This window comes from Brevibacterium sanguinis, assembly GCF_039528855.1.
Taxonomy (GTDB): Bacteria; Actinomycetota; Actinomycetes; order Actinomycetales; family Brevibacteriaceae; genus Brevibacterium; species Brevibacterium sanguinis.
This window is the reverse complement of the sequence record NZ_BAAAMB010000007.1, coordinates 166990-183754: the sequence shown is the minus strand read 5'-3', so window position 1 is coordinate 183754 and position 16765 is coordinate 166990. Positions and strand designations below refer to the sequence as shown.

The following is a 16765-nucleotide window of genomic DNA, read 5'->3' as shown; positions in this document are numbered from 1 at the left end:
CCCGGACCGGTGCGCGGGCGGTGCTCGTCACCCCCGCCCACCAGTTCCCCACCGGGGTCGTCCTGTCGCCGAGGCGGCGGCGGGAACTCATCGCCTGGGCGGAGGAGTCGGACGGGCTGATCGTCGAAGACGACTACGACTCCGAGTATCGGTACGACCGGTCGCCGGTGCGCGCGCTGCACCCTGCAGCGGCCGAGCGCATCGTCCACGTCTCCAGTCTGTCCAAGGTCATCGCTCCCGCTCTCCGGCTCGGCTGGATGGTCGCGCCGACCCACCTGCACGAGGACCTCGTCCGCCGGCGCTGGGCGACCGACCTCGGCTCGCCGGTGCTCCCCCAGCTCGTCCTCGCCAACCTCATCTCCTCCGGTGCCCTCGAGCGTCAGCTCCGCAGCCTGCGCCGCCGGCACCGGGAGCGCCGGGACGCCGCAGTCGCTGCGATCGAGGAGCACTTGCCCGGATGTCCGATCGAGGGCATCGCCGCGGGACTGCACCTCGTCGTCACCCTGCCCGAGGGCATCGACGATGCGGCGGTGGCCGCTCACGCTCGGCAGGAGGGGATCGCGGTCCAGGCGATGTCGGGCCTGCGCGTCGCCGCGGGACCACCCGGCCTGATCATCGGCTACGGTCCGCATTCGCCTGCCGGCCTCGGCGAGTCGCTCAGAACCCTGGGTCGTCTCATCGCTGAGCGAGCGCGAGCATGACGGCGAGCCCGACGAAGGTCAGGGCGAATCCGATGTCAAGGGCCCGCATCACGGCGGGACGCCCGATGACGAAGCGACGCAGCCATGCCGCGACGAAGCCGTAGAAGGCGAAGATCCCGAACGTCAGCGCCATGAAGATGAGCCCGAGACCCGCCATGGCTCCCAGTGCATCAGGGGGCGTGGGGTCGACGAAGATGGGCAGGAATACGAAGAAGAAGAGCGTGAGCTTCGGGTTGAGAAGATTGACGAGGATGGCGCTGCGGATCACCCGCCCCGGCGACGGTGAGGCCGGGGCGCGGACCGGTCCCGCGGGGCCGGTGCCTAGTGCGGTTGCGCCGCTGCCGGGTGCGGCTGTGTCGCTGTCGGGCGCGGCCGTGTCGCTGTCGGATGGAGAAGCGAGCACCCCGGAGCCGCGCCACATCCCCACTGCGATGTAGACGAGGTAGGCGACGCCGAGCCATTTGAGGACCTGAAAGGCCACCGGGCTCGCCGCGAGCACGGCCGCGGCACCGGTGAGCGCGAGCACGAGGTGCGGCACGATGCCGAGCGCGCATCCGAAGGCGGCGATGACTCCTGCGCGCGATCCACGGGAGAGCGCTGCGGCGATGGTGAAGAGGGCTCCGGTTCCCGGTGTTGCGGTGACGATCACTGACGTCACCCAGAATTCCATGCTCATATGCCCAGCGTGGATGCCTCTTGGACTCGGCATAAGAGCCAAGTCGGGTGCGAATACGTGGACCAAGTATCGTGACTCCGGATCCGGTCGGCGGCGTCCGGGTCGCCGGGAGGCCGACGGCATGAACCCCAGGCGACGCTCTGGCCGCTGCACCGAATGCGCACCGTCGGCCGTTCAGCCGTCCCCAACTCAGCCGCGGTCGATCTGACTGCGTATCCGAGCGAGTTCGTCTGCCGTGTCGAAGTCGACGACGACCTCGGGGTCGACGTCGATGACCCGCGGTTCGCCGTCGTCGAAGAGCAGCCGGACGGCCTTGTTCTCGGGGTCGCCGATCCGCGCGAGCCGCTGCCGCAGCAGGGAGTGCGGCCACGCCGCGCAGAGGAACTGCGCCTTCCCGCGATCGTCGGTGCCGGTCACCGGTCCGCCCGAGGCCTCACTGAGGGAGACGATCTCGCCGAGGTGGGCCGCCGTGACCAGCGGCATGTCTCCCGCGATGATGAGGGTCGTGCCCTCGGCCGCACCCATCTGCCGCGCGGCTGCGGCGATTCCGGCGAGCGGCCCTGCGAATTCCGGATCCTCGCGCACGGCGTTCACCGACTCCGCCTCGGCATCGCTCAGCCCCGCGGTCGGACCGGCCACCCACACCTGGGCGTCGGTATCGAGCGCGCGCACCGCTGCGAGGATGCGGGAGATCACTGTTCGTCCGCCGAGGTCGACGCCCGGTTTGTGGACGCCGCCGAACCGACTCGACCGGCCGCCGCTGAGGATGATCGCGCTCACTGCCATGTCCCGATCCTACGGTGCGCGACCACCCGGCGACCCCGTCAGCCGGCAATCGGGCTTGTCCTCGCAGCGCCGCCTCCGACGGAAATCGAAGCCCCGCCTCGGCGAGTCTGGGCGATACTGGTGGGGCACCCCCAGCACTGACCCACCGAAGGAGCAGCGAGAATGACGAAGTTCGACGTGGTCGAGGCCTCCATTGCGACTCTGCGCGCGGCGCTCGAGTCCGGGGAGACCACCTCGGCGGACCTGGTCGATGCCTACCTCGAGCGCATCGCCGCGTTCGACGGACCGGACACCGAGACCAAGCTCAACTCCGTCATCGTCGCCAACCCCGAGGCCCGCGCCGAGGCGGTCGCCGCCGACGAGCGCCGCGCCCGGGGTGAGACGCTCGGTCCGCTCGACGGGATTCCCTACACGGCGAAGGACAGCTACATGGTCGCCGGGCTCACCGTCGCCTCCGGGTCGCCGGCCTTCGCCGATCTCATCGCCCAGAAGGACGCGTTCACGATCGAACGCCTGCGGGCGGGCGGGGCGATCTGCCTGGGCCTGACGAACATGCCGCCGATGGCCAACGGCGGCATGCAGCGCGGGCTCTACGGCCGCGCCGAGAGCCCCTACAACGAGGAGTGGCTGACCAGCGCGTTCGCCTCGGGGTCGTCGAACGGCTCGGGAACGGCGACGACGGCGAGCTTCGCGGCGTTCGGCCTCGGCGAGGAGACCTGGTCATCGGGTCGCGCCCCCGCCTCGCACAACGCGCTCGTCGCCTACACCCCCTCGCGCGGTGTCATCTCCGTGCGCGGGAACTGGCCGCTCGTGCCGACGATGGACGTCGTCGTCCCTCACACCCGGTCGATGGCCGACCTCGCCGAGGTCCTCGATGTCATCGTCGCCGACGACGCCGAGACCCGCGGCGACTTCTGGCGCGTGCAGCCGTGGGTCGAGATCCCCGCCGCCTCCGAGGTCAGGCCCGACTCGTACGCCGCCCTGCTGCCGGCCGACCGCGCCGCCGCGCAGGACGTGCTCGCGGGCAAGCGCCTCGGCGTGCCGCGGATGTACATCAACGCCGATGAGGATGCCGGCACCAACCCCGACGGCGGGATCGGCGGCCCCACCGGTCAGCGCGTCGAGACCCGGGCCTCGGTCATCGACCTGTGGGAGGCCGCTCGCCGCGACCTCGAGGCCGCCGGGGCCGAGGTCGTCGAGACCGACTTCCCCGTCGTGAGCAACTACGAAGGCGACCGTCCCGGTGCGCCGACGATCCGGACCCGCGGCTTCGTCTCACCGGAGTACCTCGATCGGGAGATCGTCGACCTCTCCGCGTGGGCGTGGGACGACTTCCTCCGCGGCAACGGCGATCCGCACCTCGGCACCCTGCCCGAGGTCGACGGTGCCGACATCTTCCCGCACCCGGCCGGTGCCCTGCCCGACCGCTACACGGGCTTCGACGACGACATCGCCGAATACCCGGAGCACGTGCGCACGCACCCGTATGCCTCGATGACCGACATCCCGCTGCTCGAAGAGGGTGTGCACGGCCTCGAGCTCACCCGCCGCATCGATCTCGAGGCGTGGATGGACGAGAACGACCTCGACGCCGTGATCTTCCCGGCGATGGCCGACGTCGGCCCCGCCGACATGGACGTCAACGAGGCCTCGGCCGATCTCGGCTGGCGCAACGGCACGTGGGTCGCCAACGGCAACCTCGTGCCCCGCCACCTCGGGATTCCCTCGGTGACGGTGCCGATGGGCACGATGGCCGACACCGGGATCCCCGTGGGCCTGACGATCGCCGGACGCGGCTGGGACGACTCGGCGCTCATCGAGCTCGCCGCCGCCTTCGAGGCCACCGGCGACCGCCGCGACGCGCCCCCGCGGACCCCGCGCCTCTGAGGTCGCGCGCTGCAGTCTCTCCCGCGCCCGCCCGAGTCCGTGCTCGTGCGCGGGAGCGCCGCCGCGGCGGTTTCTGAGACCTTCGGGTGAACACTGGCGCGGCAGGCCGATGTGATGGAACAGTGGGCACCATGACTGACTTCACTGTGCTCGCCGAACGCGCTTCCGCCCTCCTCGATGCCCATCACCAGGCCAAACCCGTCGTCCTGCCGACCGTCTGGGATGCCTGGTCCGCGGGTGCGATGGTCGAGGCCGGGTTCACCGCCCTGACGATCGGGTCGCACCCGCTCGCCGACTCCCTCGGCTACGCCGATGGGGAGAACATGCCCCTCGAGGAGGCTCTCGACGGCATCGCGCGGATCACCTCGTCGGTCGACGTGCCCGTCAGCGCCGACCTCGAATCCGGCTACGACACCGATGCCCCCGACCTCATCGCCGGTCTCCTCGAAGCCGGTGCCGTGGGCCTCAACATCGAGGACACCGTCCACAGCGCCGGCCGGCTGCGCACTGCCGAGGAGCATGCCGAGTACATCGGCGACCTGCGCCGCGCCGCCGACGCCCAGCGCGTCCACGTCGTCATCAACGCCCGCACCGACGTCTTCAAATCGCCCGAGGGCTTCCCCGACCCGACCGCCGAGGTGATCCGTCGTCTCAATCTCTGCGCCGAGGCGGGCGCCGACTCCGTCTACCCCGTGGCCATGCCCGACACGGAGACTCTCAAGCGGGTCGTGTCCGCGGTGCCGCTGCCGCTCAACGTCACCGCGCGTCCCCTCGAGGGCGCGATCCCCGATGGGCTCGGCCTCGTGCAGCTCACCGAGATCGGCGTCAAGCGCGTGTCCTTCGGTCCTCTCCTCCAGGCGACCCTGCGTCCGCAGTTCGCCGAGGTGACCCGCGCCTGGCGCTGACGACACCGGGTCGCGACCCTGTCGGCCGCGCGACCGCTTCGCCGGATCGTGCCCGCAGACCTCTCCCACCAGCTACGATCATTCCAACAGACGACCCCCGTCTGCACAGCCACCAGGAAGCATCACGAAGAGGAGTTGCCATGCCTGATAATCCCCGTCAAGGACAGCCGGTTTGGATCGACTACGTCTGCCAGGACTTCGATGCCATGAAGAACTTCTACTCCGAGGTCTTCGGGTGGGAGATCGTCGATCAGGGACCCGATTTCGGTCACTACCACCAGGCGTACAAGGACGGTGCGCCCGTCGGCGGGTTCATGCGGGCGATGACGATGGACGGGAACCCGGATCCGACGATGCCGACCGCCTGGTCGACGTACCTCTACACCAGCGACATCGACGGCACGTTTGCGAAAGCCACCAAAGACGGCGCCGCTCCCGTCGTCGGTCCGATGGCGGTCGGCCCGCTGGGCTCGATGGCCGTCGTCGTCGATCCCACCGGCGCCCCGATCGGCATGTGGCAGTCCGACGAGTTCACCGGGTTCGAGCTGCCGCTCGTCCCGGGCACTCCGGTGTGGTTCGAGCTGATGACGACGAACTACGACACTGCGTGCGAGTTCTACGTCGACGCCTTCGACTTCCAACTCGTCGAGGTCGAGGGCCAGGAGATCAAGTACGCGACCTACGGGGCCAACGAGACGGCGGTCGCCGGCATCTGCGATGCGAGCCAGTGGACCCCGAACTCGTACTGGCGCACCTATTTCAACGTCGCCGATGCCGACGCCGCCGCGGCGAAGGTCGTCGAACTCGGCGGCTCCGTGCTCGACGGTCCCATGGATTCGGAGTTCGGCCGCGTTGCCACGGTCGCCGACCCCGAGGGAGCGACGTTCCAGCTGCACCAGGAACTCTGAGTCGGCTGCTCCCGTTCACGCCCGCAGCGCGAGCGCGAACGGGAGCACCGCCGTCGCTCCGGCCTGCCGCAGCGCGCGGGCGGCGATCGCCATCGTCCACCGGGAGACGATCTCATCGTCGACGAGGAGGACGGACTTTCCGGCAACCGCCTCGGCGACCTCCGGAGGAACGACGAACGCATCGTGGAGGCCCTTGACGCGGAAGGCGCTGTTGACGTCGGGCGTCCCGTGCTCGTGGACTTGGAGCAGCTCACCGCCGTCGATGAGGCGTCCTGCTGAGGCGAGGTTCGCCGCAAGCGAGCGGATCGTCTTGGGCCGGCGGGCGCTCGGCAGCGACACGACGACCTCGGGCCGGTCCTCCCAATCCCACTGCCCGAGCACGTCGAGGCACCATCTGCCGATCTGCGCGGGGACCTCGGCGTCGGGCGCATCGGGGGCGAGGAACTCCCGCAGGACCTGCCCCTGACCGAGGTCGGAGAGTCGGGCGATGACACGTCCTTCGGCGGCGAGCTCCTCGGCGGGGATCCTGCCCTTGAGGGAGACGCCGATGTTCGCCATCCCCGAGGGCCACGTGCTGCGCGGTTCGATCGGCAGGCCGATCCGGTGGAGGGTTCCCGCGGTCTCGCGCTGCGTCTCCGCGGAGATCTCCGTCGACCACCACACACCCGCGCAGTTGTCGCAGCGTCCGCAGCGCTGCGGGTCGGGATCGTCGAGCTGCCGGATGAGGAATTCCATCCGGCACTCCCCCGTCGCCTCGTAGTCGAGCATCGCCTGGGCTTCGGCGGCGCGCACCTCGGCGACCTTCTCGTAGCGCTCCCGGTCATACGTCCACCCGCGACCGGTCGAGACGTACCCGCCCCGGACCTTCTCCACGGCCTCCTCGACTTCGAGGGTCTTGAGCAGCAGCTGCAGGCGGGTGCGCTTCGTCCCGACGAGCGTCTCCAAGCGGGCCACGGACAGGGGGCCGTCCGCCTCGGCGAGCGCGGTGAGGACGGCATCGGCATCGGCGTGACTCGGCATCGACGCGGTCGCGAAGTACTCCCAGATCTCGGCGTCCTCGGACCCCGGAAGGAGGAGGACGTCGGCGGAGTCCGTCGCACGACCGGCGCGACCGACCTGCTGGTAGTAGGCGACGGCCGAGGACGGCGCCCCGACGTGGACGACGAAGCCGAGGTCCGGCTTGTCGAATCCCATCCCCAGCGCCGAGGTCGCCACCAGCGCCTTGAGCCTGTTGTCCTTGAGCTGCTGCTCGAGGTCGGCGCGCTCCTCGGCGTCGGTGCGGCCGGTGTACGCGCGCACCTCATGCCCCTGGTCGCGGAGGATACGGGTGATGTCCTCGGCGGCGCTGACCGTGAGCGTGTAGATGATGCCCGATCGCGTGAAGTCGCCGAGGTGGGAGCTCAGCCACGCGATCCGCGCACTGGGGTCGAGGCCGGGTTGGACGCCGAGGCGCAGCGAATCGCGGGCGAGTTCGCCGCGCACGACGGTGGTGTCGTCACCGAGCTGTTCGGCGACGTCGGTGACGACGCGCGAGTTCGCCGTCGCCGTCGTCGCGAGCACCGGGGTGTCGGTCGTGAGGTCGGAGAGGATGTGGCCGATCCGGCGGTAGTCGGGGCGGAAGTCATGCCCCCAGTCGGAGATGCAGTGGGCCTCGTCGACGACGATGAGCCCGAGGATCTGGAGGAGCTGAGGGAGCACCTCGTCGCGGAACTGCGGGTTGTTCAGCCGCTCCGGGGAGACGAGGAGGACGTCGACGCTCCCGGCGCGCAGATCGGCGAGGACGCCGTCCCATTCGGTGACGTTCGAGGAGTTGAGGGTCGCCGCCCGGACCCCGGCTCGTCCGGCCGCGGCGATCTGGTCGCGCATGAGGGCGAGCAGCGGGGAGATGATGAGGCTCGGCCCATTGCCCTGGGCGCGCAGCAGCCGGGTGGCGACGAAGTAGACCGCGGACTTGCCCCACCCGGTGCGCTGGACGACGAGGACGCGTTTGCGACCCTCGACGAGGTCGCTGATCGCTTCGAGCTGACCGTCGCGGAACTGGGCGTCGGGGTTGTTCGTCAGCTCCGCGAGGACGGACTGCGCGCGGGCGTCGAAGTCGGTGAGCTGCGTGGTTTCCGTCATGGGGTCAGTCTAGGTGCCGGCACTGACACGGCCCGCCCGGAGCGGAATCCAGAACTCAGCAGACACCGCTCGTCCTTCCGCACTGGGTCGGCGAAATGGTCAGGTGGGTATGACCGTTCTGCCGACCTGAGGGCGTCGCGGAATCATCCCGTCAGCGGGGCGAAATGACCTCGAGGCCCACCGACCGTGCCGCCTCCTCAAGGCGCTTGTCATAGGTCAGAAGGGCATCGACATCCAATCGGAGCGCGGCCTCCAGGTGCAGCGCATCGAGGGTCCGCAGATACGGCATGGGCAGAAGTCCGGCCGAGCGAAACACCGCCCGATCGAGAGCGGCGATGGAGACTCCATCGAGGAGCACAGAGACTTCTGCCTGCTCGCGCTCCTCTCGCACGGCCATTCGACGCAGTTCGGTTTCGAGCAGGTCGCTCGACACGAGTTCTGCTGAGGTTCCATTCAGCCAGCCGACCAGAGCGTCCGACTCCGGCTGAGCCACAAGAAGAGCCCCGAGTGCAGAGGTGTCAACGTAAACGATCGACGGGTCGCTCACAGGCGCTCCTCACGGAGCTCGTCAATGATCTCCGTCATGACGCGGTTGTCGCTCGACGGCCGGCGATCACGCGCAGTCCAGCCACCCACTCTTTTAGCCGGTCGAGCGATCGTCAGCCGAGGAGCAGGAGCGTCCAACGGAACGATGCGCCCAACCGGCACACCCCGATTGGTCAGCACGAACGAATGCCCTTCACTGACCGCGCGAAGGACCCTCCCGGACTCATTGCGCAGCTCACGCTGCGAAAGGCTTTCAGCCTGCACTCCCTCTGCATTCATCAGCAAATTGTAGCACCGATGCTACAAGCTCAGTGAAGGTCCGCCTCGGCGGGCATCACCGCAGTGCGGCGTTGACGCCGAGGGTCGCGAGCACGCCGAAGAGGACGCCCCAGAGGATGATCGAGATGATCTGCCAGAACGCGACGACGTTGCGGTTGGCGCCGAAGCTCACCATCGCCATCGACGTGATCTGCGAGGGCAGGACGGTCTGGCCGAGCAGGGAGACGCCGGGGACGCCGAACTTGTCGAACATGCGCTTGAGCCGCTGCCGCCTCGGCGAGGTGGCCTTCTCCCTGTTCTTCGTCGCCCTGTCGCGGATCGCGCCCGCGCCGTAGACGAACGCGAGCATCGAGATGACGTTGCCGATGACGGCGACGAGGATCGCGACGACCGGGCCCAGGCCGATGGCGACGCCGATGACCGAACCGAAGTACGACTCGACGAACGGGATCGCGGAGACGAGCATGACGCCCAGCCATTGCAGCCAGTCGGGGAACGAATCGGCGAAGTTCTGCAGGTTCTCGATCATGGTGTGCTCCGATCTCGAGGGTTGCCAACGTTTCTAGTACAGCGTACTAGTACACTGTACTATACCCGCTGAGTAGAGTGATGCGAGAAGAGAGGAGGGGTGATGTCCCGACGCGATGAGATCATCGAGGCCGCGATCCGCCTCGCGGAGTCCGGCGAACAGCGCAGGACATCACTGAGTGTGCGCGCCGTCGCGAAGGAGGCGGGGATCGGCGCGTCGACGCTGCGCCACTACTTCCCGACCCAGGCCGATCTCTACCTCGAAGTCGCCCGCCGGTCGATGCAGATGCAGATCAGCGATTTCCGGATCGAGGACGCGAGCATCCCGCCCCGCGAGCGCCTCTATGAGGTGCTCTCGCAGTTCCTCACGACCCACGAGCACCGCGATGCCCAGCTCGACCTGTGGCTGGCGATGCACTTCAACGCACTCGGACCGAATCCGCGCGAAGGCTCGCAGGCGCTGCTCGAGTACGCCCACGAGATCACGTACGACTGCCTCCACCGCTGGCTCGGAGTCCTCGCCGACGAAGGACACCTCGATCCCGCCGAGGTGGCACGCGCTGCGACGATCCTCTTCACCGCGATCGACGGCATGGGCCTCCACTCGATCATCTCCCCGGACCGGATGACCGTCGACGAGATGCACGCGAACATCAAGTGGCTCATCGACCGGATCCTCGCCTGAAGCGCTGGCCTCGCCTGAGGCATCGGCTTCGCCCGAGGGACTGACCTCCCCCGACGCACTGGCCCCGCCCGAAACGCCGGCGTCAGCGCATCTGTTCGGCGGCGCGGGTGAGCGCCGAGGTGAGGCGGGAGAGCCGATCCGACGCGAGCTTCCAGTGCTGCCAGTAGAGCGGAACGTCGACCTCCGGGGCGGCAGTGATCGGCACGAGTTCGGCGTCGATCTCGCTCAGCTGCATGACTGGGATCATCCCCCAGCCCACGCCGGCGGCCACGGCGACGGCGAACTCCGCCGAGCTCGGCACCACCGACATCGGCGGCATCGTCGTCACCCCGTGCCGGCGGAGGAAGTCGAGCTGAAGGTCGTCGTCCTTGCCGAAGTTGACCATCGGCAGGGTCGCGAGGTCCACTTCGGCGAACGATGACGCCGCACCCCCGTCAGGTCGAGTCCATCCGTGCCGGGCGAGCAGACCGGGCGCCGCGACGGCGAGGTAGCGCATGCTGCCGAGCCGTTCGACGCGGGTGCCGTAGGGACTCGACGCCGCCGAGGTGATCGTCCCGAGCACCTCCCCCGACGTCAGCAGCGGAAGGAGTTTGTCCTGGTCGGCGACGACGAGTCGAAGGACGGCATAGTCCCAGGTGGCCGCCTCGGCGAAGATCGGACGGAACCACGTGGCGAGCGAGTCGGCGTTGACCCCGATGCGCAGCACGGTCGGTTCCCGCCGCGCCCCCGCCTCACCGGTGCCGATGCCGTCAGGAGCGTCGACGGCGATGCCGTGGAGGCGGTCCATCGCCTCGGATTCGAGGAGCTCGACCTGCCGGGCATAGCGGAGGACCGCAGCGCCCGCCTCGGTGACGGTGACGGGATTGGACCGTCGGAGGAGGACCTGGCCGAGCCGGGATTCGAGGGCGCGGATGCGCTGACTCGCCGCCGAGGCGGTGATGCCGAGGACATACGCGCCGCCTTCGACGGTGCCTTCGTCGACGGCGGCGGCGAGGGCTCTGACGTGCTCGAGGTTCATGAAGCTATTCTGCATCAGATGTAGATTCTTTTGTTTTTCTTCACTCGCCGATCATCCTACTCTGGCGATATGGTCACTCACGCACTCAGCGGTCTCCTCGCAGGCTGGTCGCTCATCATCGCCGTCGGGCCGCAGAACGCGCTCGTGCTGCGGCAGGGGATCCGCCGCGAGCACCTCGGCGTCGTCCTGACGATCTGCATCCTCGCCGACATCCTCCTCATCGGGGCAGGGTCGGTGGGGATCGGCGCGATCGTCCTCCTGGCACCGTGGGCGCTCGAGATCCTCCGCTGGCTCGGGGTGGCCTACCTCCTGTGGTTCGCGTGGACGAGCCTGCGATCGGCCTGCGAGGCGACAGGGCTGCGGGCCGACACCGAGCAGCGCGGCCTGCGCTCGATCATCGCGACGACGCTCGCCCTGACGTTCCTCAATCCCGGCGTCTATCTCGACACCGTCGTCATGCTCGGCAACCTCGCCAACCAGCAGGGCCCCGGCGGCGTGCTGCCGTTCACGCTCGGGGCGATGGTCGGGTCGATCACGTGGTTCCTCGGCATCGGCCTCGGCGCCCGGGCGCTGTCGGGCTGGCTTGCGCGCCCGCGGGTGTGGCAGGTCCTCGACGTCATCATCGCCGTCGTCCTCGTCATCCTCGCCGTGCGGATCGCGCTCGGCTGATCCTCGCCGAGGCGGTCGTGTCAGATGTCCGCGCTACCCTCGGTGCCATGGATCCCCGAGTCTCCCTTCCGCTGCGGTCGGTCGCCGCGCACGCGCACTCCCCACCGCAGCTGCCCGACTGGCTGGCCGACATCCCGGCGGTCGGTGATCTCCTCGCGGGGTTCGAGTTCGAGGCGACGACGATCTTCGTCGGCGAGAACGGTGCGGGGAAGTCGACGATCATCGAGGCGATCGCCACTGCGCTCGATCTCCCCCACGGCGGCGGCTCGGCGTGGGAGGTGCGCGAGCACGCCGAGGACACACCTGTGCTCACGGAGCACCTGCAGATCATCAAGGGTGCAACGACGAATCGGCAGGGCTTCTTCCTCCGTGCCGAGACGATGCACGAGAGCATGGCGCACCTCATGGAGATCGGCGCGCTGCGCGGCTTCGAGCTCTCCGAGCGGTCGCACGGCGAGACGTTCGTCGACACGCTCACGAGCAGATTCCTCGACTTCGGTCTGTGGATCCTCGATGAGCCCGAGAGCGCGTTGTCATTCACGTCCTCGCTCACGCTGCTCCAGCTCATCCGGCAGCGTGAATGGGCCGGACTGCAGACGGTCATGGCCACCCACTCCCCCATCCTCGCGAGCGCCGAGGGCGCCCGACTCGTCGAACTCGGCGAGTGGGGCATACGAGACTCGACCTGGGACGGCCTCGACATGGTCGCGCACTGGCGGCGGTTCCTGGATGACCCGCGGAGGTACACCCGCTACTTCGACGAGGAGTGAGACGCCCCGCGGGGAGGCAGGCACGGCTTGAGCTGACGGATGCCGCTCGACGCGCTGGTCGCCGTAGGCCGCAGTCCGGCACACCGCTGCCTGGCGCAAAGCCGTCTAGCGCAGCCCGGTCTGGCGCACCGCGGTCCGGCACAGTGTTGCCTGCCTCGCCGCGGACTGCCGCCTCAGAGCGATAGGCTCGGGTGGAGCTGTGTGAGGGTGACCATCCGCTTCCGACTGCACACGAGCACGGTCGCGAGCAGGCAGATGCCCGTCATGAGCAGGAGCACGACGGCTGACTGCACGGCGATGATCATGTCTCCGCCGGCGATGAGGGTGCGCAGGCCCGTCACGGCGTAGGTCATCGGCAGGAACGGCGAGATGATCTGGAAGATCTCCGGCGCCGTCTGCACCGGGTAGGTGCCTCCCGCCGAGGCGATCTGGATCATCAGCAGGACGAGCGCGATGAGCCTGCCGACACCGCCGAGCGCCGCCACGCAGAGCTGGTGGACAGCGTGGAAGCTCGCCGCGATGAGGATCGAGAACACCAGGGTGCCCAGCCACGCGCCGGCCGAGAAGTCGAGGGCGAACCACAGCACGCCGTAGAGCACCGCGACCTGCGCGATGCCGAAGAGGAGGCCCGGGACGTAGCCGGCCCAGGCGATGCGGTTCGACTTCGCCGTCGAGGCGAGCGCGCGGTACGGAATCGCGTTGAGCACCATGTAGGTGATCATGCCGCCGATCCACAGGGCCAGGGAGATGAAGAACGCGGCCAGTCCCTCACCGTACGTGCCCACGGCATTGTTCTTCACCTTCTCGGCGTCGACGGGCACAGCGACGACATCGGAGCGCTTCTCGCGATCCTGCTTGTCATACGTCGGGATCTGCTCGGCGCCCTTCGTCAGCTGGTCGGCAAGCTCACCCGAACCGTCGTCGAGCTTGCCCGCGCCCTCATCGAGATCGGTCGCGCCCTGCGCGAGCTGGGACGACCCGTCCTTGAGCTGGCCGACGCCGTCCTTCGCCTGCGCCGTCCCGTCCTTGAGTGCGACGGCGCCGTCATGGAGGTCACCGGCGCCCTTGGCGAGGTCATTGGCGCCCTTGTCGAGCTTGACGAGACCGGAATGGAGATCGTCGGCACCGTCGGAGACCTGCTGCGCACCGTCGTCGAGTTCGCCGATCTTCTTGTCAGCGTCCCGGATCTTCTGCATCACCCCGTCGACGGCATCCTTGACCGGCTTCTCCAGCCCACGTGCGTCGTCGGCTGCCTTCGTGGCCCGCTCATGTGCGGAGTCGAGGTCGTCACCCAAGGTGCCGACCTCCTCGGCGAGCTTCTGGACGTTCGGATCGTCCGGGTAGTCCTTCTCCAGCTGATCGATGCGATCGGCGACGTCACCGCGGACCGAGGTTCGCGCGGTTTCGAAGTCCTTCTCCGCATCGTCGAGCTTCGGTCGAGCGCTCTCGACGAGGTCGTCGGCCTTGCCCTTGAGATCCTCCGCCTTGTCGGTCGCATCGTCGGCGACGCCGCGCAGCTGACTCGTGCCGTCGGCGACCTGTCCGGCGCCCTTGGCGAGCTTCTTCGCCCCGGTCTCGGCATCTCCCGTGCCCGTGGCGAGAGTGTCGGCACCGTTCTCGAGGTCCCCGGCTCCCTTCGCGAGCTTGCCCGCGCCGTCGTCGAGGTCCCCGATCCCCTTCTGGAGATCGCCGACTCCCTTGTCGAGATCGTGCGCGCCCTTCGCGAGCTTTCCCGACCCGTCATGGAGTTCGACGGCGCCGTCATGGAGGTCGGAGGCGCCGTCGGCGGCCTTGACCATGGAGGACTGGATGTCGTTGAAGCCGACGTAGACCTGGGAGACGTACTCGGCCGTCGTCGTCTCGTTGAGTCCCGCCTTGATCTGGGAGAGCACCGTGCCCGCGAGCTGCCCGACGATGAAGTTGTGCGCATCATCGGTGCGCAGCTCGAGTCCTGCCTGCTCGGGGTCGTCACCGCCGGTGGAGACGAGGCGCTGCGAGAAGTTCGAGGGGATCTCGAGGATCGCGAAGTACGTGCCGTCGGCGAGGCCCTCGTTGGCCTCTTGGAGCGAGGTCTCCTGCCAGTCGAAGCCGCCTTCGCCCTTCGGGGTGATCTTGTCGACGAGTTCATCGCCGGCGTTGAGCCTCTCGCCGTCGGAGTCCGGCTTCTCCGCACCGGTGTCCTCGTTGACGACAGCGGCCTGGAGTCGGTCGATGTTGTCCGTCGGCGACCAGTTCGACGCCAGGTAGAGCCCGCCGTAGATCGCGGGAATGACGGCGACGACGATCATCGCCAGACGCGTGATCGTGTGTCGTTTGAACCGAGTGAGTTCGAGCCAGGGGAGGGAGAACATCGAAGAATCACCTTCACAAGAATCTGTGGTGCCGAAGGTCGAGCGCAGACAGGGGTCTGCCAGGTCTATGGAGCTGAGGTCAGGAGGATTGCGGGGTCAGATTGAGTTCGGTCACCGAGGCGGGATGCACCTGGGTGGAGAGCTGGTCGAAGGCGAGATCGATGTCCGAGGAGTCCTCGCACGTGACGATGAGCGTCAGCGGCTTCTCGGGATCCCGCTCCCGACGCAGCTCCTGGTAGATGAGCAGAGCGGCCCACGCGCGGGCGCGGTCCTCGCGCTCCCGGAGGAAGTCGATGTTGTCGATGACGATGACGGGCTTCTGCGCCAGGGAGGCGAGACCGAACTCGAGGAGGAACTTCTGCAGCTCGCTGAGTTCGGAGACGAAGGTGTCGCCGTCGGCGTCGACGAGGAAGTCAGCGCTCTTGGCGTCGCTCGAGGTGAAGGTGTCCTTCGGGAGGCGGCCGATCACCTCGGTGGCGGAGTCGAAGGTCTCCTTGATGCCGTCGATGACCTCACGCAGGGACTTCTTCGACACCCACGGCTTGTACCAGGGCTGGAGCATGATGAGGCGTTCGGCGATGTGCTGGGCGACCGTGAAGTCGTTCTCGAGGTCCGTCAGTCCGGCGACATGCCCGATCGACACGGTTTCGCGGACCGCGCGGGCCTGTCTGCGGATGTTGAGGTCGAAGACGTGGCCCTCGCCCGTGTCGACGCGCATCCGTCCCGCGATCGACAGCAGCAGCGAGGTCTTGCCGGAGCCGGCCGCTCCGCGGATGATCGCCAGCGACCCACTGGCGACGGTGAGATCGATGTCGGAGAACACCGGGCCCTGCTTGCCCGACATCCCCCAGTCGCGCAGGGTCACTGCCGCGCTGTCGACCTCGGTCGGGGCCGCGAGCGTGTGTGAATCGCTCTGCATTGTCCTGCTCCCTCACATGTCTCGCAAGCGTCGTTCGATCATGCCGATGCCAGCGGACCGCGCTGCCTGCTTGTCAGCACACTACGGCAAACATGCGGCCTTGGCTCTGTGGCGAATGGTGCGGCGGATGCAGCCGCGGAATGTTACCAGTAAGTAACTATACGACGCGAAACTGGGAATCGGCCAGATCATGCGGGCAGATGTCTCCAAGGACACACTATGGCCGAGACCCGCACAGCGAAGCGGCCGGTCTGCACAGGAGGAATCCTGCGCAGACCGGCCGCTCGGCGGAACCGGGTCCGGCTCAGGTGTCGAAGCGTCGGCCTTCCGGCTTCGACGGCAGGATCATCAGCACGAGGACGATGAGTCCACCGACTCCGGGAATGAACGTGAGGAACCAGAACGGACCGGCGAGGTTGGCGTCATGGAGCCGCCGCCAGCTGATCGCGAGGTAGGGAACGACCATAGCCAGGGCGAGGATCACCAGAAGGATCCAACCGATGATCATGATCGCGACACCCGGACCGGAAGGTTCAGCGGTCGGCGTGCTGTACGGAGAGTACGACGAGCTCGCGGTCGTCGCCGTGGACATCACCGTTCCGACGATCACGAGAATGTAGGGCACGAGGAGAACGAGCACCTGGAACAGGTAGGCGAACCAGTACTCACTGCGGGAGGCACGGCCCGAGAAGACCGAGAACTTCTTCCAGAAGCGACGGACGGCCTGGCCGAAGGTCGCTCCGTAGAGGGGGCGGGACAGATCGTCGGGGCTCTTGGCGCCATCGAGGTCGGCTCCGAAGGCAGCTCCCGGTCCGTATCCGGCGCCGGGAGCATTCTCCGCACCGGACCCGTAGGCGTTGTTCGCGTCGTCAGTCATGATGGCTTCCTGGTCGAGGGGTGAAGCGCCGCCGCGGTGACGGGCGCCTTGTTCTCACCATTCTTACACCCGACTGCGATGAATGACGGAGAACTCGTGTTTCGGATCTGCCACAGAAAGTCGTCGCCCCTCGCCTGAG

At 68.1% G+C, this 16765-nt stretch carries 17 protein-coding genes; 7 read left to right on the top strand and 10 right to left on the bottom strand.

The annotated features are described in order from the left end of the window. The coding region (locus tag ABD154_RS09040) for an aminotransferase-like domain-containing protein (protein WP_344251139.1) at nucleotides 1-701 on the top strand (701 nt) is incomplete at its 5' end. Here the strand turns inward: ABD154_RS09040 and ABD154_RS09035 are convergent. Beyond that, on the bottom strand, nucleotides 676-1377 hold the full coding sequence (locus ABD154_RS09035; RefSeq protein WP_344251138.1) for a LysE family translocator: 702 nt from the start codon (nucleotides 1375-1377) through the stop codon (nucleotides 676-678). The genes ABD154_RS09040 and ABD154_RS09035 overlap by 26 nt on opposite strands. Nucleotides 1378-1566: 189 nt before the next feature. Then, the gene (gene mobA, locus ABD154_RS09030; RefSeq protein WP_344251137.1) at nucleotides 1567-2163 is read right to left on the bottom strand and encodes a molybdenum cofactor guanylyltransferase; all 597 of its coding nucleotides are present in this window, start codon (nucleotides 2161-2163) and stop codon (nucleotides 1567-1569) included. A gap of 162 nt (nucleotides 2164-2325) precedes the next feature. On the opposite strand from mobA, the gene ABD154_RS09025 reads away from it, so the two are divergent. The 3 genes from ABD154_RS09025 (at nucleotide 2326) to ABD154_RS09015 (ending at nucleotide 5863) form a co-directional block, all read left to right on the top strand. Further along, entirely contained in the window at nucleotides 2326-4050 is a 1725-nt protein-coding gene (locus ABD154_RS09025; protein ID WP_344251136.1) for an amidase, read from the top strand. 131 nt (nucleotides 4051-4181) lie between these two features. Next, a complete protein-coding gene (locus tag ABD154_RS09020; protein WP_344251135.1) occupies nucleotides 4182-4955 on the top strand; it encodes an isocitrate lyase/PEP mutase family protein in 774 nt (257 codons plus the stop codon). Nucleotides 4956-5095: 140 nt separating this feature from the next. After that, nucleotides 5096-5863, top strand: coding sequence for a VOC family protein (locus ABD154_RS09015; protein ID WP_344251134.1), 768 nt, complete (start codon nucleotides 5096-5098; stop codon nucleotides 5861-5863). Nucleotides 5864-5878: 15 nt separating this feature from the next. Here the strand turns inward: ABD154_RS09015 and ABD154_RS09010 are convergent, their stop codons facing one another. From ABD154_RS09010 to ABD154_RS08995, 4 genes are all read right to left on the bottom strand, one after another. Beyond that, on the bottom strand, nucleotides 5879-7984 hold the full coding sequence (locus ABD154_RS09010) for a RecQ family ATP-dependent DNA helicase (protein WP_344251133.1): 2106 nt from the start codon (nucleotides 7982-7984) through the stop codon (nucleotides 5879-5881). Nucleotides 7985-8135: 151 nt separating this feature from the next. Beyond that, nucleotides 8136-8531 (bottom strand): type II toxin-antitoxin system VapC family toxin, encoded by a 396-nt coding sequence (locus ABD154_RS09005; protein ID WP_344251132.1) that lies wholly within the window; start codon nucleotides 8529-8531, stop codon nucleotides 8136-8138. Then, nucleotides 8528-8809 carry a type II toxin-antitoxin system Phd/YefM family antitoxin gene (locus ABD154_RS09000; RefSeq protein ID WP_198499784.1) on the bottom strand — a complete coding sequence of 94 codons (282 nt, stop codon included), beginning with the start codon at nucleotides 8807-8809 and terminating at the stop codon, nucleotides 8528-8530. Before ABD154_RS09000 ends, ABD154_RS09005 begins: the two co-directional genes overlap by 4 nt. Before the next feature lie 55 nt (nucleotides 8810-8864). Continuing rightward, the gene (locus ABD154_RS08995; protein WP_344251131.1) at nucleotides 8865-9338 is read right to left on the bottom strand and encodes a hypothetical protein; all 474 of its coding nucleotides are present in this window, start codon (nucleotides 9336-9338) and stop codon (nucleotides 8865-8867) included. Between the two features lie 102 nt (nucleotides 9339-9440). Between ABD154_RS08995 and ABD154_RS08990 the strand changes: the two genes are divergently transcribed. After that, nucleotides 9441-10022 (top strand): TetR/AcrR family transcriptional regulator, encoded by a 582-nt coding sequence (locus tag ABD154_RS08990; RefSeq protein WP_344251130.1) that lies wholly within the window; start codon nucleotides 9441-9443, stop codon nucleotides 10020-10022. Nucleotides 10023-10104: 82 nt separating this feature from the next. Here the strand turns inward: ABD154_RS08990 and ABD154_RS08985 are convergent, their stop codons facing one another. Further along, nucleotides 10105-11040, bottom strand: a complete 936-nt coding sequence (locus ABD154_RS08985) for an ArgP/LysG family DNA-binding transcriptional regulator (RefSeq protein ID WP_344251129.1) — start codon at nucleotides 11038-11040, stop codon at nucleotides 10105-10107. A gap of 69 nt (nucleotides 11041-11109) precedes the next feature. Here ABD154_RS08985 and ABD154_RS08980 point away from each other — a divergent pair, with 69 nt between their 5' ends. Continuing rightward, nucleotides 11110-11709: a LysE/ArgO family amino acid transporter gene (locus ABD154_RS08980; protein ID WP_344251128.1), complete on the top strand. Its 600-nt coding sequence runs from the start codon at nucleotides 11110-11112 to the stop codon at nucleotides 11707-11709. Nucleotides 11710-11756: 47 nt separating this feature from the next. Continuing rightward, on the top strand, nucleotides 11757-12479 hold the full coding sequence (locus tag ABD154_RS08975; protein WP_344251127.1) for an AAA family ATPase: 723 nt from the start codon (nucleotides 11757-11759) through the stop codon (nucleotides 12477-12479). A gap of 173 nt (nucleotides 12480-12652) precedes the next feature. Here ABD154_RS08975 and ABD154_RS08970 read toward each other — a convergent pair whose 3' ends face one another. The 3 genes from ABD154_RS08970 to ABD154_RS08960 form a co-directional block, all read right to left on the bottom strand. Further along, nucleotides 12653-14830, bottom strand: a complete 2178-nt coding sequence (locus ABD154_RS08970; RefSeq protein ID WP_344251126.1) for a YhgE/Pip family protein — start codon at nucleotides 14828-14830, stop codon at nucleotides 12653-12655. A 79-nt stretch (nucleotides 14831-14909) separates the two neighbouring features. Continuing rightward, a complete protein-coding gene (locus ABD154_RS08965) occupies nucleotides 14910-15749 on the bottom strand; it encodes an ATP-binding cassette domain-containing protein (RefSeq protein ID WP_344251125.1) in 840 nt (279 codons plus the stop codon). A gap of 304 nt (nucleotides 15750-16053) precedes the next feature. Continuing rightward, complete coding sequence (locus tag ABD154_RS08960) at nucleotides 16054-16626, bottom strand: DUF805 domain-containing protein (protein ID WP_344251124.1); 573 nt, start codon at nucleotides 16624-16626, stop codon at nucleotides 16054-16056. Nucleotides 16627-16765: the final 139 nt, after the last annotated feature.

Coding starts and splice junctions, on each gene's coding strand:
- ABD154_RS09035 (WP_344251138.1), bottom strand. CDS start 1,377: ATGAGCATGGAATTCTGGGTGACGTCAGTGATCGTCACCGCAACACCG.
- mobA (WP_344251137.1), bottom strand. CDS start 2,163: ATGGCAGTGAGCGCGATCATCCTCAGCGGCGGCCGGTCGAGTCGGTTC.
- ABD154_RS09025 (WP_344251136.1), top strand. CDS start 2,326: ATGACGAAGTTCGACGTGGTCGAGGCCTCCATTGCGACTCTGCGCGCG.
- ABD154_RS09020 (WP_344251135.1), top strand. CDS start 4,182: ATGACTGACTTCACTGTGCTCGCCGAACGCGCTTCCGCCCTCCTCGAT.
- ABD154_RS09015 (WP_344251134.1), top strand. CDS start 5,096: ATGCCTGATAATCCCCGTCAAGGACAGCCGGTTTGGATCGACTACGTC.
- ABD154_RS09010 (WP_344251133.1), bottom strand. CDS start 7,984: ATGACGGAAACCACGCAGCTCACCGACTTCGACGCCCGCGCGCAGTCC.
- ABD154_RS09000 (WP_198499784.1), bottom strand. CDS start 8,809: ATGAATGCAGAGGGAGTGCAGGCTGAAAGCCTTTCGCAGCGTGAGCTG.
- ABD154_RS08995 (WP_344251131.1), bottom strand. CDS start 9,338: ATGATCGAGAACCTGCAGAACTTCGCCGATTCGTTCCCCGACTGGCTG.
- ABD154_RS08990 (WP_344251130.1), top strand. CDS start 9,441: ATGTCCCGACGCGATGAGATCATCGAGGCCGCGATCCGCCTCGCGGAG.
- ABD154_RS08985 (WP_344251129.1), bottom strand. CDS start 11,040: ATGAACCTCGAGCACGTCAGAGCCCTCGCCGCCGCCGTCGACGAAGGC.
- ABD154_RS08980 (WP_344251128.1), top strand. CDS start 11,110: ATGGTCACTCACGCACTCAGCGGTCTCCTCGCAGGCTGGTCGCTCATC.
- ABD154_RS08975 (WP_344251127.1), top strand. CDS start 11,757: ATGGATCCCCGAGTCTCCCTTCCGCTGCGGTCGGTCGCCGCGCACGCG.
- ABD154_RS08970 (WP_344251126.1), bottom strand. CDS start 14,830: ATGTTCTCCCTCCCCTGGCTCGAACTCACTCGGTTCAAACGACACACG.
- ABD154_RS08965 (WP_344251125.1), bottom strand. CDS start 15,749: ATGCAGAGCGATTCACACACGCTCGCGGCCCCGACCGAGGTCGACAGC.
- ABD154_RS08960 (WP_344251124.1), bottom strand. CDS start 16,626: ATGACTGACGACGCGAACAACGCCTACGGGTCCGGTGCGGAGAATGCT.